This is a genomic window from Pustulibacterium marinum (assembly GCF_900116665.1).
Lineage (GTDB): Bacteria > Bacteroidota > Bacteroidia > Flavobacteriales > Flavobacteriaceae > Pustulibacterium > Pustulibacterium marinum.
In genome coordinates this window covers 114,581-130,466 of sequence record NZ_FPBK01000002.1, presented here as the reverse complement: position 1 = coordinate 130,466, position 15,886 = coordinate 114,581, and the positions used below count along the sequence as shown (strand labels likewise).

Annotated in this window: 12 protein-coding genes; 2 read left to right on the top strand and 10 right to left on the bottom strand. The window is 36.5% G+C overall.

What is annotated here, in order from left to right:
* The first annotated feature begins 130 nt into the window (after positions 1-130).
* Positions 131-1,324, top strand: coding sequence for an ADP-forming succinate--CoA ligase subunit beta (sucC, locus tag BM383_RS05070; RefSeq protein WP_093023672.1), 1,194 nt, complete (start codon positions 131-133; stop codon positions 1,322-1,324).
* Between the two features lie 84 nt (positions 1,325-1,408).
* Here the strand turns inward: sucC and BM383_RS05065 are convergent, their stop codons facing one another.
* The 9 genes from BM383_RS05065 to ilvD form a co-directional block, all read right to left on the bottom strand.
* Entirely contained in the window at positions 1,409-1,963 is a 555-nt protein-coding gene (locus BM383_RS05065) for a type 1 glutamine amidotransferase domain-containing protein (RefSeq protein ID WP_093023670.1), read from the bottom strand.
* Between the two features lie 178 nt (positions 1,964-2,141).
* Positions 2,142-2,747: an N-acetylmuramoyl-L-alanine amidase family protein gene (locus tag BM383_RS05060; RefSeq protein ID WP_093023668.1), complete on the bottom strand. Its 606-nt coding sequence runs from the start codon at positions 2,745-2,747 to the stop codon at positions 2,142-2,144.
* Between the two features lie 76 nt (positions 2,748-2,823).
* Positions 2,824-3,954 (bottom strand): mechanosensitive ion channel family protein, encoded by a 1,131-nt coding sequence (locus BM383_RS05055; RefSeq protein ID WP_093023666.1) that lies wholly within the window; start codon positions 3,952-3,954, stop codon positions 2,824-2,826.
* 132 nt (positions 3,955-4,086) lie between these two features.
* Positions 4,087-5,664, bottom strand: a complete 1,578-nt coding sequence (locus BM383_RS05050) for an NADP-dependent glyceraldehyde-3-phosphate dehydrogenase (RefSeq protein WP_394331584.1) — start codon at positions 5,662-5,664, stop codon at positions 4,087-4,089.
* Positions 5,665-5,764: 100 nt separating this feature from the next.
* Positions 5,765-7,027 (bottom strand): threonine ammonia-lyase IlvA, encoded by a 1,263-nt coding sequence (ilvA, locus tag BM383_RS05045; RefSeq protein ID WP_093023662.1) that lies wholly within the window; start codon positions 7,025-7,027, stop codon positions 5,765-5,767.
* Positions 7,028-7,188: 161 nt separating this feature from the next.
* A complete protein-coding gene (ilvC, locus tag BM383_RS05040) occupies positions 7,189-8,661 on the bottom strand; it encodes a ketol-acid reductoisomerase (RefSeq protein ID WP_093023660.1) in 1,473 nt (490 codons plus the stop codon).
* A gap of 36 nt (positions 8,662-8,697) precedes the next feature.
* Entirely contained in the window at positions 8,698-9,225 is a 528-nt protein-coding gene (ilvN, locus tag BM383_RS05035; protein WP_093023658.1) for an acetolactate synthase small subunit, read from the bottom strand.
* Positions 9,226-9,230: 5 nt separating this feature from the next.
* Positions 9,231-10,964, bottom strand: coding sequence for a biosynthetic-type acetolactate synthase large subunit (gene ilvB / locus BM383_RS05030; RefSeq protein ID WP_093023657.1), 1,734 nt, complete (start codon positions 10,962-10,964; stop codon positions 9,231-9,233).
* A gap of 14 nt (positions 10,965-10,978) precedes the next feature.
* On the bottom strand, positions 10,979-12,655 hold the full coding sequence (ilvD, locus tag BM383_RS05025; RefSeq protein WP_093023655.1) for a dihydroxy-acid dehydratase: 1,677 nt from the start codon (positions 12,653-12,655) through the stop codon (positions 10,979-10,981).
* A gap of 350 nt (positions 12,656-13,005) precedes the next feature.
* On the opposite strand from ilvD, the gene BM383_RS05020 reads away from it, so the two are divergent.
* Complete coding sequence (locus BM383_RS05020) at positions 13,006-14,346, top strand: aldehyde dehydrogenase (RefSeq protein ID WP_245766526.1); 1,341 nt, start codon at positions 13,006-13,008, stop codon at positions 14,344-14,346.
* Here the strand turns inward: BM383_RS05020 and BM383_RS05015 are convergent.
* Positions 14,343-15,878 carry a YifB family Mg chelatase-like AAA ATPase gene (locus BM383_RS05015; protein WP_093023651.1) on the bottom strand — a complete coding sequence of 512 codons (1,536 nt, stop codon included), beginning with the start codon at positions 15,876-15,878 and terminating at the stop codon, positions 14,343-14,345. The two genes, BM383_RS05020 and BM383_RS05015, sit on opposite strands and share 4 nt — an antisense overlap.
* Positions 15,879-15,886: the final 8 nt, after the last annotated feature.

Sequence of the window (15,886 nt, the reverse complement as noted above, 5' to 3'; positions counted from 1 at the left end):
ATATTTACCATAATTTTTGGCATAAGTTAGGGTAGTATAAATCAGTTTTCTATTTTTGCTAGTAATGATTTTATTCAAAACCAAATCATTGCTAAACATAAATCAACAAAATACATTAAAATAGCTACAGATGAATTTACACGAATATCAAGGTAAAGAGATATTAGCTTCTCACGGAGTACGCATTCAGCGTGGAATTGTAGCCAATACTGCTTCTGAGGCAGTGGCTGCGGCAAAAGATTTAACTGCTGAAACCGGTACAGGATGGCACGTAATTAAAGCTCAGGTACATGCCGGAGGACGTGGAAAAGGTGGAGGAGTAAAACTTGCTAAAAATCTTCAAGAAGTTGAAGAAATTGCAGGTCAAATCATCGGAATGAACTTGGTAACGCCACAAACTTCTGCAGAAGGTAAGTTGGTTAGAAAAGTGTTGGTTGCTGAGGATGTATACTATCCTGGTGATAGCGAAACTTCAGAATTCTACATGTCTGTTCTTTTAAACAGAGGAACTGGTAAAAATATGATCATGTATTCTACCGAAGGAGGTATGGAAATTGAAGTAGTTGCAGAGAAAACTCCACATTTAATTTTCACAGAAGAAATTGATCCATCTGTAGGTTTACAAGGTTTCCAAGCAAGAAGAATCGCTTTTAATCTTGGATTAAGCGGAACTGCTTTCAAAGAAATGGTAAAATTTGTTAGTGCTTTATATACTGCTTATGTAAAATCTGATTCATCTCTTTTTGAAATCAACCCGGTTTTAAAAACTTCAGATGATAAAATTTTAGCAGTAGATGCAAAAGTAACGATAGATGATAACGCTCTTTTCCGTCACAAAGACATTGAAGAAATGCGTGATGTTACAGAAGAAAACCCAATTGAAGTAGAAGCGAAAGCTGTAGGACTTAACTATGTTGACCTTGACGGAAACGTTGGTTGTATGGTTAACGGTGCCGGACTAGCTATGGCAACTATGGACTTGATTAAGCAAGCAGGTGGTGAACCAGCTAACTTCCTAGATGTAGGTGGTACTGCTGATGCTAAAAGAGTTGAAGAAGCTTTCAGAATTATTTTGAAAGATGAAAATGTAAAAGCTATTTTAATTAACATCTTTGGTGGTATTGTACGTTGTGACCGTGTTGCTCAAGGTGTTGTTGATGCTTACAAAAACATGGGAGACGCTATCAATGTTCCTATTATTGTACGTTTACAAGGTACAAATGCAGAAGTTGCTAAAGAATTGATTGACAATTCAGGATTAGCAGTTCACTCTGCAGTAATGTTCCAAGAAGCAGCAGATAAAGTAAAAGAAGTTTTAGCATAAGCTTACTTTCTTTTTACAACATATAAAAAAATCCCGATCAAATTATTGATCGGGATTTTTGTTTTAAATCAATATTCAAAAACATTACGCATGTTGATCGGCATGTTTTCCTTCTTTCACTTCTTCTATTAATTTACTATTAAAGGCTGGTAAATCTTCTGGAGTTCTACTTGTTACAAATCCTTGATCTACGACTACTTCTCTGTCGTACCATTCTGCCCCTGCATTAATTAAATCTTTTTTGATGGAAGGATATGATGTTAACGATCTACCATCTACTACTTCTGCATTTATCAAGGTTTGTGGTCCATGACAAATTGCTGCTACAATTTTATGTTGTTTGAAAAAGTTTCTCACAAAAGTTAGTGCTTCTTCATTTGTTCTTAAGGTATCAGGATTTATAACTCCACCTGGCAGAACCAATGCATCATAATCGTTTGCACTTACTTCTGAAACTAATTTATCAACTTTAAAATCTGATCCCCAGTTATCAACGTCCCAAGACTTGATAGAACCAGATTTAATGCTAATAATTTCTGCTTTCCAACCTTCTTTCTCTACTGCTTCTTTTGGACTTGTTAATTCACTTTCTTCAAATCCATCGGTTGCTAAAAATGCAATTTTCTTTTCTAAACTCATAGTATATTTTTTTTGTTCAACTTTAATTCTATTCGAATTTAAGAATCAAAATATACATTCAATGTTATAGCTTTTTAAAAGGTTTTTTAATAACTAGTTAAACCAAAAAGAGCCAGATATTAATAAACACCTGACTCTAAAACTTTAAAAAAAGTTGGTTGGGAGAAATTATGTAAGTTTACAAAGCATTTACAATGGTTTTTGCTATGCTTTTTTGATTTTCACTTTTGGTAACATAGTCTCTATCTTTTGCATTGGAAAGATACCCTAGCTCTAAAACAACTGCTGGTGTTTCTTTTAAATTTTTGATTAGATAGAAATCTGCGCTCTCAACGTTATCCTTCCCATGAAGCGGTGTATTATTAAAAGATTTTAATAACTTTTCTCCATATTGCTCAGAAAGCTTATTACTATAGGTTGAATCTTTGTAAATAAAAGCTTCTACTCCATGAATATCTGCATTTGGATTAGTCCCAAGATGCAAAGAGATTACTAAATCTGGAGATACTTTTTGAATTTCTTCAAGACGCGCACTTAAAGGCAAATAATCATCCTTACTTCTAAGAAATACAAAATTCATATTGCTACCGCTATATTCTTCAAGATATTTTGAAATATTCATTACCACATCTTTTTCCAAAATACTATCGTACACAACTCCGGTATCATCACCTCCATGACCTGCATCAATCACAACGGTCTTAGTAGTTTGCGGTTTGAATCCTAAAATAGCGAAACAAACAGCTACTAAAGAAATTGATAAGAGTACATAATTTTTTTTCATAGTTTTTTAAGGTCTTTTAAGAGTACTAATTAAACTAAAATTAACATTTACCCATAAAAATTTTGATGAATGGAAATTATTTTAGTCCATCTGCATTTTTAAGGTCTTTTAAGTCATCTACCTTACCATGAATTTCTACCCTTGACCTTGGTAAACTTTCTGGATAATTGGTTTGAAGAAACTTAATTAATTGCTCTCTTATATAAACGCGCAGATCCCAAGCCGTAGGAGAATCTACTGCACTCATCAATGCTCTCATTTCTACAGAGCCTTCTTTTGCATCGGTTACCTGTAGCACATTTACTCTTCCATCCCATAGTTCTGTAGATTTCAATAACCTTGTGAGCTCTTTTCTAAAGTCATCAAAAGGAACATTATAATCCGTATAAATAAATACGGTTCCCAAAATTTGAGACGTTGTCCTAGTCCAGTTCTGGAAAGTATTATCTATAAAATAGGTAGTAGGAAGAACCAATCTTCTTTCGTCCCAAATATTTACGACTACAAATGTGAGATTGATTTCTTCAATTCTTCCCCACTCACCTTCTACAATCACTACATCATCTAAGCGAATAGGTTGAGCAATGGCAATTTGTATACCGGCAAGGATTCCTCCTAAAACTTTTTGCGCTGCTAAACCCAAAATAAGTCCGCCAATACCTGCAGAAGTTATTAAACTCAACCCTAGTTTTCTTATAGAACTAAATGACATTAATGCCAGAGATATGGATATTATCAATATGATGAAAATCAATACTCTTTCTATAATTCTAAATTGCGTATATATTTTTCGTGCTTTGAGGTTATCTTTTTGTTTGATGTCATATTTCTTCAGTACAAAATATTTGATTAACTGTACCGCTGTAATCGCCATCCACGTAAAAATTGCTATCATTAAAATCGTCAAAATCTTTATAGCTGTATTTACTACATTTTCAGGTAATTCGGTATAAGATATTGGAGCCCACAGTGCGATTACACAGATTAAAAGTAGAATTGGAGTTCTAAGTCTTGAAAGTAGACTTTTGGTAAGTTGACTATCGCTATGTTTGGTAACCCTGTTTATTACTTTATTTGCAATTGTGTATACGACTATCAAAATGACAAAAGTAATTCCTACTCCAGACAAATAAGGAACCCACTCATAGCTGTTTTTTAAAGATTGAAAGTCTAAGTCTTGAAAAAGGGAAATCAAAATACTTTTCATCAAATTTCTTTTAGTTGGTCATAATTCTGACATCAAATTACTTATAAGCCTATAGAAACTTGACTAACAAAAAGTTAAAGAACATAAAAAAACCTGCTTTTTAGCAGGTTTTCAAAAATTGACTCTTATTTTTTATAATATGTAATCTGTACTAATGAAATTTGAAACTTTCGTTTCTAGTAGTTTTTCCAGAATTTCCAAATTATACTCATTGTCTTTTGAAGCTACAAAAGTTCTGATGGAGAACGAACGTAAAGCATCATGTACACTTAAAGTTCCAGCTGCAGAATCTTTTCTTCCTGTGAAAGGGAATACATCTGGTCCTCTTTGACAAGAACTGTTTAGGTTAACTCTACAAACCAAATTCACCAACGTATCTATCAACGGAGATAACTCGTACACATCTTTCCCAAAGATACTTACCTGTTGACCATAATTGGATGCTGCAATTTCATCTAACAAATCATCAATACTATTGAATGGTTTGATAGGAATTAATGGTCCAAATTGTTCTTCCTGATACGCTCTCATTTCTTCTTTTACAGGATATAACACCGGTGGAAAAATATAATTCTCAATCGTTTCTCCTCCTTTTTTGTTAATTACCTTCGCTCCTTTAGCAACAGCATCATCAATTAATTCTTGAATATACGCTGGCTTTTCAGGATCTGGTAGCGGTGTTAATTTGACACCTTCATCCCAAGGATTTCCAAATTTCAACGTATCAACTTTCGCAGCAAAACGCTTGTTGAATTCTTCTCTAATATCTTCGTGCACATAAATTAATTTCAATGCTGTACAACGCTGCCCATTGAAAGATAAGGTTCCGTTGATGCATTCATCAACCGCTAAATTTAAATCTGCATCCGGAAGGATAATCGCCGGATTTTTGGCTTCTAATCCAAGAACCAAACGCAAACGGTTTTTATTTGGGTGCTGATCTTGTAATGCAATAGCAGATTGACTGTTACCAATCAAAGCCAACACATCTATTCTACCACTTTTCATAATTGGTGCAGCAACCTCTCTACCACGACCAAAAATGATATTTACAACACCTTTAGGAAAACTATTTCTAAAAGCTTCTAACAACGGTGTTATTAATAAAACGCCATGCTTTGCTGGTTTAAAGATTGCTGTATTCCCCATAATTAAAGCGGGAATCAACAATGCAAAGGTTTCGTTTAACGGGTAATTATATGGGCCTAAACATAATACAATTCCCAATGGTCCACGACGAATGTGCGCATACACACCATCGCGCTTTTCAAACTTAGCACTGTCTCTATCTAGTTGTTTGTAATCTTCAATAGTATCATAAATGTACTCCACTGTTCTATCAAATTCTTTTTCAGAATCTGGTAGGTTTTTGCCAATTTCCCACATTAAAAGTTTTACAACCTCATCACGCTTGGTTTTCATTTGTTCTACAAACTTTTCCATACACGAAATACGGTCTGAAACCTTCATTGTTGGCCAAGCTCCTTTTCCTTTTCCGTAAGCATCACCAGCTGCGGCTAATACTTTTAAAGCGCTTGCTTCATCCATATTAGGAACACTTCCAAGTAAAGTTGGTTTATAGTCTTCGGTAGATGAAATGGTTGAATATACTTCCGCAGTTTCGCCTTCCCAATCTTTAAGCTCTCCGTTACTTAAGAATGTCCTATGATGAAGGGGCTCTTTAATCTGAAATTGTTCAGGTATTTTCAAAATAATATTTTTTTGTAGTTAGTATTGTAAATTTAACAATTATGCAGACGATAAAAAAGTTGAAATTTTCAAGTTGAAAAAAAATTAACAATTATCAGTTCTAAATTAAAAACTGAAACAAATCGAGGTTGTTATTTAAATATTCTCCATAAAATTTACGTGCTTTCATACGTTCTATAAGTGGGGCTAGATCTTCAGGGCTCTTTAATTCTATCCCTACTACCGCCGGACCGTTTTCACGATTCGTCTTTTTATAATATTCAAAATGGGTAATATCATCATCCGGACCTAAAATCTCGGCAACAAATTCTTTTAAAGCTCCCGCTCTTTGAGGAAAACGAACAATGAAATAGTGTTTTAAATTTGCATAAAGTAGCGCGCGTTCCTTTATTTCGGGCGTTCTGGTTATATCATTATTACTTCCACTAATAATGCAGGCAACGTTTTTCCCCTTAATTTCTTCCTTAAAGAAATCGAGTGCGGCAATTGTTAATGCTCCGGCAGGTTCCACTACCACAGCATCTTTGTTATACATATCTAAAATAGTTTGGCACACTTTTCCTTCGGGAACTGTAGCCATCTTGTATAAATTTTGCTTACAGATTGCAAACGTAAGGTCACCAACTCTTTTAACAGAAGCTCCATCTACGAATTTATCCACCTCTTCCAAGGTTGTATTTTCTCCATTCGTCATGGATGTAAGCATGGAAGGAGCACCAAGTGGTTCTATACCTATAATTTTTGTTTCTGGGGAAAGTTGTTTAAAAACACTGGAAACTCCAGATGCCAATCCACCGCCTCCAACAGGTACAAAAAGATAATCTAAAGGTTCTGAAGCTTGTTCTAAAACTTCTAAACCTACTGTAGCCTGACCTTCAATCACTTTTTGATCATCAAACGGATGTACAAAAGTCATTTTTTTTTCTGTACACAATTCCATTGCGGCGGCGTAAGAATCGTCATAAGTATCGCCTACCAAAACAATCTCAACAAAATCTTCTCCAAACATAGCTACTTGCTCTACCTTTTGTTTTGGCGTTGGAGCCGGCATGAAAATGGTTCCTTTGATTCCTAATTCTTTACAGGAATAGGCAACTCCTTGCGCATGGTTACCCGCACTAGCACAAACAATTCCGTTAGATTTTTGTAGTTCTGTAAGTGATCTTATTTTGTTATAAGCACCTCTAATCTTGTAAGATCTCACGATTTGAATATCTTCCCTTTTCAGGAGTATATTGGCTTCAAACTCTTTAGATAATCTAAGATTTTTGGCTAAAGGTGTTTTTGCTGCAACATCTTGTAATGTTTTAGCAGCTTCTTTAACAGCTTCTAGTTTTGGAAAATATGTGGCTGCTTCTTGCATAATTCTGCTACTTATTTAATTGGAAATTTAAAAAGTAAAGCAAGCTTATTTGTTGCTTGCTTATAAAGATACTGCTTTCTCTATTTTGAAAAAGCGAATTTAAAAAAAACGGCTGCCATACCAATGAGCATGGACTACATAGCAGCCGTTTTGTCTCCCAACTAAATAATCTTTTTCATTGAAGTCATTGCAGTTCGTAACCAAGCTCCAACTTCTTCTATCGGGTGGTTTCTGATTACATCATTTACTTCAATTAATTCTTTATTATCTACACTATTATCGCCACTTCCAAAAGATTTACCAATAACATCGGTATCTACTTTTTTCATGAAGTCGGTTAATAATGGTTTACACGCATGATCAAATAAATAACAACCGTATTCTGCCGTATCCGAAATTACTCGGTTCATTTCGAATAATTTTTTACGAGCAATAGTATTTGCTATTAATGGCGTTTCATGTAACGATTCGTAATACGCAGATTCCTCTATTATTCCTGCTTCTGTCATGGTTTCGAAAGCCAATTCAACACCCGATTTTACAAAGGCAACTAACAAAGTTCCATGATCAAAAAATTCTTGTTCTGAAATTTCATCGGCTGTAGCTGCTGTTTTTTCAAAAGCAGTGTCTCCGGTAGCTTTTCTCCAGGTTAACAAGTTTACATCATCATTTGCCCAATCTTCCATCATGGTTTTTGAGAAATGACCACTCATAATATCATCCATATGTTTTTGGAACAACGGACGCATAATATCTTTTAGTTCTTCTGAAAGTTTGAAGGCTTCAATTTTAGCAGGATTTGATAAACGATCCATCATGTTAGTGATTCCACCGTATTTCAACGCTTCTGTAATGGTTTCCCATCCATATTGAATCAATTTTGCTGCGTAAGCTGGCTCAATTCCTTTTTCAACCATTTTGTCAAAAGAAAGAATCGATCCTGTTTGTAACAATCCACATAGAATGGTTTGCTCTCCCATCAAATCAGATTTTACTTCCGCTACAAACGAAGAGCGCAATACGCCAGCTTTATGTCCGCCTGTTGCTGCTGCATACGCTTTGGCCTGCGCCAATCCTTTTCCTTCCGGATCATTTTCAGGGTGCACAGCAATTAATGTTGGCACTCCAAATCCTCTTTTATATTCTTCGCGCACTTCCGATCCCGGACTTTTAGGCGCGCACATAATTACAGTGATATCTTTACGAACTTGCATTCCTTCTTCCACAATATTAAAACCGTGAGAATATGCAAGCGTAGCTCCTTCTTTCATCAAAGGCATTACAGCCGAAACTACATTGGTATGTTGCTTGTCTGGCGTTAAATTACACACCAAATCTGCTGTTGGAATCAATTCTTCATAGGTTCCTACTACAAAACCATTGTCTGTAGCGTTTACATATGATGCTCTTTTTTCTTCAATTGCTGACGGACGCAAAGCATAACTCACATCTAATCCGCTATCGCGCATGTTTAATCCTTGATTCAATCCTTGAGCACCGCAACCAACGATGACTACTTTTTTGCCTGCCAATGCTGCTACACCGTCACTGAATTCTGAAACATCCAAAAATTCGCACACTCCAAGTTGATTCAATTGTTCGCGTAAAGACAGTGTATTGAAATAATTTTCCATTGTTATTTTCTATTTCGTATTGATTAATTTTTCTATTTAATTTTCCTGAAACTCTTGTAATATTTTAGAGATTTCCATGGTTTCTTTAGAGACTGAAATTCTTCCGGAACGTACAAATTGCATAATACCGTAAGGTTTCAGTTTGTCATGTACTTCTTCTATTTCGTGACGTCTTCCTGTTTTTGCAATTACAAAAAACTCTCTTGAAACTGTGACGATTTGAGAATTACTTTCTTTGATAATGTTTTGTATCTGGCGTTCATCAAACAACAAATCTGACTTAATTTTGAAGATAGCCGATTCTTGATAAATAATTTCTTCGTCTGTGTGATAATACGCTCTAATCACTTCTACCTGTTTTTCAATTTGCCCAATAATCTTGCGTACCCAATCTTCTGTTGTATGCACTACGATTACATATTTATGAACGTCTTGAATCTCACTTGAAGAAGCATTGATACTTTCTATATTTATATGCCTTTTAAGGAAAATACCGGAAACGCGATTTAGCAATCCAACATTATTTTCCGTATAAATGGTAATTGTATAAAATTTATTTTCCATAATCCTTAGCTTAATCTACATTCAGAAACACTTGCTCCAGTTGGTATCATTGGGAACACATTATCCTCTTTTTCTACCATTACTTCTAAGAAATAAGCGCCTTCATGCTGCATCATTTCTTGAACCGAAGCGGCAAGTTCTTCTCTTTTTGATATTTTCTTCGCTTTGATATGATACCCTTCTGCAATCTTTACAAAATCAGGATTAATCATTTCTGTAGAAGCATAACGCTTGTCAAAAAACAACTGTTGCCACTGACGTACCATTCCTAAAAATTCATTGTTCAACACCACAATTTTCACAGGAATTTGAGTTTGAAAAATGGTTCCCAATTCTTGAATGGTCATTTGATAACCACCATCTCCAGCAATTGCAACTACCGGACGATCTGGAGCTCCCATTTTAGCGCCCATCGCTGCCGGCAAACCAAAGCCCATGGTTCCTAAACCACCCGAAGTAATGTTACTTTTTGATTGTTTGAATTTGGCATAACGACACGCAAACATTTGGTGTTGACCAACATCTGAAACAATCACTGCTTTTTGTTCTGAAGTAATATTGATTTGATTGATAACTTCTGCCATTGTCAATCCCTCTTTTTCAGGATTCAATTCTGGCTCAATTACTTTTTTCAATTCAACTTGGTATAAGGTTTCAAACTCCTTTAACCAATCTGGATATGTTTTTTCTTCAATATGCGGTAAAATAGCAGCCAGCGTTTCTTTAACATCTCCTAAAACCGCTACTTCTGTTTTTACGTTTTTATCTATTTCAGCCGGATCAATTTCAAAATGAACCACTTTTGCCTGTTTTGCATAACGCGAAAGATCTCCCGTAACCCGGTCGTCAAAACGCATTCCTAAAGCAATTAATACATCACATTCATTCGTCAATAAATTGGGTGCATAATTTCCATGCATCCCCACCATACCAACATTCAACGGATGTTCAGAATCCATAGCCGATAATCCTAAAATGGTCCACGCAGCAGGAATTCCAGATTTTTCAACAAACGCTTTCAATTCGGCTTCGGCTTCACCCAAAATAATTCCTTGACCAAAAACGATCATAGGTTTTTTCGCTGAATTAATGAGTGCCGCTGCCGCTTCAATTTTTTCAACATTTAACTTCGGAACTGGCTTATAACTTCTAATTCCTGTACACGGTTTGTATTCAAAATCGAATTCTTGAAACTGTGCATTTTTGGTAATATCTACCAAAACCGGTCCCGGACGTCCTGTGCGAGCAATGTAAAAAGCCTTGGCTATCATCGCTGGAATATCTTCTGCCATCGTAACTTGACAATTCCATTTGGTTACCGGAGTAGAAATACCCACAATATCGGTTTCCTGAAATGCATCAGAACCTAATAAATGACGGGCTACCTGACCTGTGATACACACAACCGGAGTAGAATCGATCTGAGCATCGGCCAATCCAGTGACTAAATTTGTAGCTCCCGGACCAGAAGTTGCCATGGCCACTCCTACTTTTCCGTTGACACGCGCATAACCTTGTGCCGCGTGAATAGCTCCTTGCTCATGTCTTGTTAACACATGATGTAGCTTATCCTGAAATTTAAATAATTCGTCATAAACCGGCATAATTGCTCCACCAGGATATCCAAAAAGGACATCAACGCCTTCTGCCAAAAGACAACGGATAACAGCTTCTGCTCCCGTGATCTTCATTTTCACTCCAATGTTTTCTTGTTTGTTCTGCAAAGTTTTCGTCTCCATAAGCCAGACATCTATTAAAATTCGTCAGTTACACAGCCTTTGGCGGCTGATGAAACTGTTTTTGCGTATTTGTATAAACTTCCTGTTTTGATTTTCAATTCAGGTTGTTTCCATTCTTTTTTTCTTTGTGCTAATTCTTCCTCAGAAACATTCATATTGATGGTGTTTTTCACCGCATCAATCGTGATTTCGTCACCCGTTTTCACTAAGGCAATTCCGCCACCAACTTGTGCTTCCGGAGAAACGTGGCCAACTACAAACCCGTGCGATCCTCCAGAGAATCTACCATCTGTAATCAATGCCACATCTTTACCCAAACCAGCTCCCATAATAGAACTAGTTGGTTTCAACATCTCGGGCATTCCCGGAGCACCTTTTGGACCTTCGTAACGAATCACCACAACATCTCCTTTTTGAACTTCTCCATTTTTGATTCCTTCATTTACCGCTGTTTCACTGTCAAAAACACGTGCTTTTCCGGTAAAACTCAATCCTTCTTTTCCGGTAATTTTAGCCACAGCTCCTTCGGTTGCTAAGTTTCCGTACAACACACGAATGTGACCAGTTTCTTTGATTGGATTCGATTTTGTTTTGATAATCTCTTGTCCTTCGGTTAAATCCGGAGCGTCTAATAAGTTTTCGGCCAATGTTTTTCCGGTTACTGTTATACAATCACCGTGTAACAAACCTTCTTTCAACATGTATTTCATTACTGCTGGAATTCCACCTACGTTGTGCAAATCTTCCATCAAGTATTTTCCACTCGGTTTCAAATCGGCTAACAAAGGCGTAGTTTCTCCAATTCTAGTAATATCTTCCAACGTAAAATCAACTTCAGCAGCGTGCGCAATTGCCATAAAATGCAACACCGCATTGGTAGAACCACCTAAAACTGTCACTAAACGAAACGCATTTTCCAAAGCTTCTTTAGTAACAATATCTCTTGGTTTAATGTCTTCTTTCAACAAGTGCAATAAAGCGGCTCCGGCAGCTTCGGCATCTGAACCTTTTTTGCTATTTTCTGCCGGAATAGAAGAGTTAAAAGGTAACGCCATTCCCATAGCTTCGATAGCCGATGCCATGGTATTTGCGGTGTACATTCCGCCACAAGCACCCGCTCCCGGACATGCTTTGTGAATCACTTCTTTGAATTCCTCCTGATCAATGGTTCCGGCTACTTTTTGTCCGTAAGCTTCAAAAGCAGAGATGATATCTAACTTTTTGTTGTTATGACATCCCGGAGCTATGGTTCCGCCATACACCAAAATAGAAGGACGATTTAAACGCAATTGCGCCATCAAAGCACCAGGCATATTTTTATCACACCCCACTACAGTAACCAAACCGTCATACGCCATGGCTTCCATAACAGTTTCAATAGAATCTGCAATAATATCGCGCGACGGCAGCGAGTAACGCATTCCCGGAGTTCCGTTAGAAATTCCGTCACTCACACCAATCGTATTAAAAATAAGACCTACAAGGTTGGTACTTTGTACTCCTTTTTTCACCTCTTTGGCCAAATCATTTAAATGTACATTACATGGATTTCCTTCATAACCGGTACTTGCGATACCTACAAAAGGTTTTTGTAAATCATCATCTGTTAACCCTAACGCATGCAACATGGCTTGAGCAGCCGGCAAAGAATCGTTTTGGGTTACAATTGAACTATATTTTTTTAAACTCATTTTATATGTTAAAACTTTGTATTATTCTCTATTATTTCAAATTTATTAGGTTTCCTTTTTAATAAAACACCTTAAATACTGAACGGATAAAATCCAATTGCAGCTATAAAAACATAAAAAACTAAAAAACAAATAGTTAACTCTAGTTTTTCAATTACATTCAACCACAAAAAAAAGCCTGTATCAGTGAGTTGATACAGGCTTTAACTTATAGATATACCGAACTGCATCAACTCTTTTGGGAGTAGACAATAATGCTAATTCGGATAATAATTGATTTTACTTGTTTCATTGTTACATCAATATTAACCATTATTTTTAACCTGAGAAACCAATTTAAAGGAAAAGTTTTGTCTATACTCATAAAAAATTCGTTCCCAACAGTTGCAGAACGTCTTACACTTTTAAAAAAATTAAAAAGCGTTATTAAGCAACACGAAAGTGCAATTTGTGAAGCTCTCTATCAAGATTTACGAAAACCAAAATTTGAAAGCATGGCAACCGAAACACAGTTTGTATTGTCTGAACTTTCTTTTATAATTTCGAATTTAAAGGAATGGACAAAACCCGAAAAAGTAAGCGGAACGCTACTTAATTTTCCTTCGAAAGAATATATTTATAAGCAACCTTACGGAAGAGTTTTGATCTTTTCTCCTTGGAATTATCCATTTCAGTTGGCTATTTCTCCTTTGATTGGAGCCATCGCAGCCGGAAATAGTGTGGTTTTGAAACCTTCTGAATTTTCGAGTCATACTTCTGCCATAACCAAAGAGATCCTTCAGAAAGTGTTTGATATTCAATTCGTAACCGTGATTGAAGGCGGCCCAGAATTAGCGCAACAACTTTTGAAACAACAGTGGGATTATATTTTCTACAGCGGAAGCACCAAAATTGGTCGTGAAGTATATCAAGCAGCAGCCAAAAATTTAACTCCTGTAACTTTGGAGTTGGGAGGGAAAAGTCCGTGTATTGTGGACGAAACCGCCAGTATTGAATTAGCTGCTAAACGGATTGCATGGGGAAAATTTGTAAACGCCGGACAAACCTGTATTGCTCCAGATTTTATAGTGGTTCATGAAAGTAGAAAAACTGCTCTTGTAGATGCTTTGAAAAAAGCGATTACCAAAATGTATGGTGAAAACATTCAGCAAAGTGATGATTTTGCTAGAATTATTCATAAAAGACATTTTGAAAGATTGACGACGCTTTTACAAAATAAAACACTGATTTTTGGCGGACAAACCGATTCCGAAACACTATACCTAGCTCCCACGATTGTTGATGCACCTAATTTGGATAGCGCTTTGATGCAAGAAGAAATTTTTGGCCCTATTCTACCGATTATCATTTATAAGTTCGATAAGGATTTAGATGTTATTTTGAAACGTTACGAAAATCCGTTGGCGTTGTATGTATTCTCTAATGATAAAAAGTTTACCGAAGCTATTCTAACAAATTATTCCTTTGGAGGCAGTTGTGTCAACGATACTTTGATGCACCTTACTAACAAAGAACTTCCTTTTGGTGGCGTTGGCAATAGCGGTATCGGAAGTTATCATGGTAAACATTCATTTAACACGTTTACCCACAGAAAAAGTATTGTAAAACGAGGGAAATTAGATATTCCATTACGATATGCTCCTTATCAAAAAGTGACAAAATTTGCGAATTGGCTTTCTAAATTTATTTAACCCAACCAACCATCTCTATCTAAACTTCTGTACTGAATGGCTTCACTAATATGATGTCCAACCACATTTTCTGAATTGTCTAAATCTGCAATGGTACGTGCTACTTTCAAAATACGATCGTACGCCCTAGCAGAAAGATTCAAACGCTCCATAGCAGTTTTTAACAACTCTAAAGACGCAGTATCTAATTGGCAATATTTTCGGATCTGTTTGGTATTCATCTGCGCATTGTAGTGCACGTTGGGCAAATCTTCAAATCTTTTGGTTTGAATTTCTCTGGCAGCTGTCACTCGTTTCCGAATTTCTACACTGCTTTCTGCTTTTTGATTACTTGATAATTTTTCAAAAGGTACAGGATTCACTTCAATATGAATATCGATTCTATCTAATAAAGGACCAGAAATTTTACTGAGATAGCGCTGCATTTCGGCCGGAGAAGAAGCAACTGGCGCATCGGGATCATTGAAATAACCTCCCGGACTCGGATTCATACTCGCGACGAGCATAAAAGAAGAAGGATATGTTACCGTAAAACGCGCTCTGGAAATGGTAACTTCTCTATCTTCCAACGGTTGCCGCATGACTTCTAAAACCGATCTTTTGAACTCGGGCAATTCATCTAAAAACAATACTCCGTTGTGCGATAAAGAAATTTCTCCCGGTTGCGGATAAGTCCCACCGCCAACCAAGGCTACATCCGATATCGTGTGATGTGGAGACCTGAAGGGTCTTTGACTTAACAAACCTACATCTTTTACGCGACCTACGACACTATGAATTTTGGTAGTTTCTAAAGCTTCGTACAAAGTCATTGGTGGCAAAATACTCGGTAAACGTTTGGCAAGCATAGTTTTTCCACTTCCCGGCGGGCCAATCAAAATAATGTTATGTCCGCCTGCTGCTGCAATTTCCATACAGCGTTTGATACTTTCTTGTCCTTTTACATCCGAAAAATCAAATTCTGGAAAGTCGAGATTTTTATAAAATTCATCTCTGGTATTTACAATGGTAGGTTCTAGCGTTCCGTTTCCATCAAAATAATCAATTACTTCCTTAATGTTCTCCACACCAAAAACCTCCATATCATTCACAATAGCAGCTTCTTTGGCATTTTCTTTCGGAAGTATGAAATACTTAAATCCTTCTTCTCTAGCTTTAATAGCAATGGGTAGAGCACCTTTGATAGGCTGTAAAGATCCGTCTAAGGACAACTCGCCCATAATGATGTACTCGTGTAAATTTTCGGCTTTTATTTGATTGCTGGCGGCAAGAATACCTACGGCTAACGTGATATCATATGCTGAACCTTCTTTGCGTAAATCAGCCGGAGCCATATTGATAGTAATCTTTTTTCCCGGAATTTTGTACTCGTTATTTTGTAGCGCAGAAGCTATACGATAGTTACTTTCTTTAATGGCATTGTCTGGTAATCCTACCAAATGATAACCAACTCCTTTATTGACGTCAACTTCTACAGTGATAGTGGTAGCTTCAACCCCAAAAACGGCACTTCCGTAAACTTTTACCAACATGATTTTCA

What these genes read in the sequence shown, in the direction of transcription:
- BM383_RS05015 (WP_093023651.1), bottom strand. Translation starts at nt 15,878, where the DNA reads ATGTTGGTAAAAGTTTACGGAAGTGCCGTTTTTGGGGTTGAAGCTACC.
- BM383_RS05055 (WP_093023666.1), bottom strand. Translation starts at nt 3,954, where the DNA reads ATGAAAAGTATTTTGATTTCCCTTTTTCAAGACTTAGACTTTCAATCT.
- sucC (WP_093023672.1), top strand. Translation starts at nt 131, where the DNA reads ATGAATTTACACGAATATCAAGGTAAAGAGATATTAGCTTCTCACGGA.
- ilvN (WP_093023658.1), bottom strand. Translation starts at nt 9,225, where the DNA reads ATGGAAAATAAATTTTATACAATTACCATTTATACGGAAAATAATGTT.
- ilvD (WP_093023655.1), bottom strand. Translation starts at nt 12,655, where the DNA reads ATGAGTTTAAAAAAATATAGTTCAATTGTAACCCAAAACGATTCTTTG.
- BM383_RS05065 (WP_093023670.1), bottom strand. Translation starts at nt 1,963, where the DNA reads ATGAGTTTAGAAAAGAAAATTGCATTTTTAGCAACCGATGGATTTGAA.
- ilvB (WP_093023657.1), bottom strand. Translation starts at nt 10,964, where the DNA reads ATGGAGACGAAAACTTTGCAGAACAAACAAGAAAACATTGGAGTGAAA.
- ilvA (WP_093023662.1), bottom strand. Translation starts at nt 7,027, where the DNA reads ATGCAAGAAGCAGCCACATATTTTCCAAAACTAGAAGCTGTTAAAGAA.
- BM383_RS05060 (WP_093023668.1), bottom strand. Translation starts at nt 2,747, where the DNA reads ATGAAAAAAAATTATGTACTCTTATCAATTTCTTTAGTAGCTGTTTGT.
- ilvC (WP_093023660.1), bottom strand. Translation starts at nt 8,661, where the DNA reads ATGGAAAATTATTTCAATACACTGTCTTTACGCGAACAATTGAATCAA.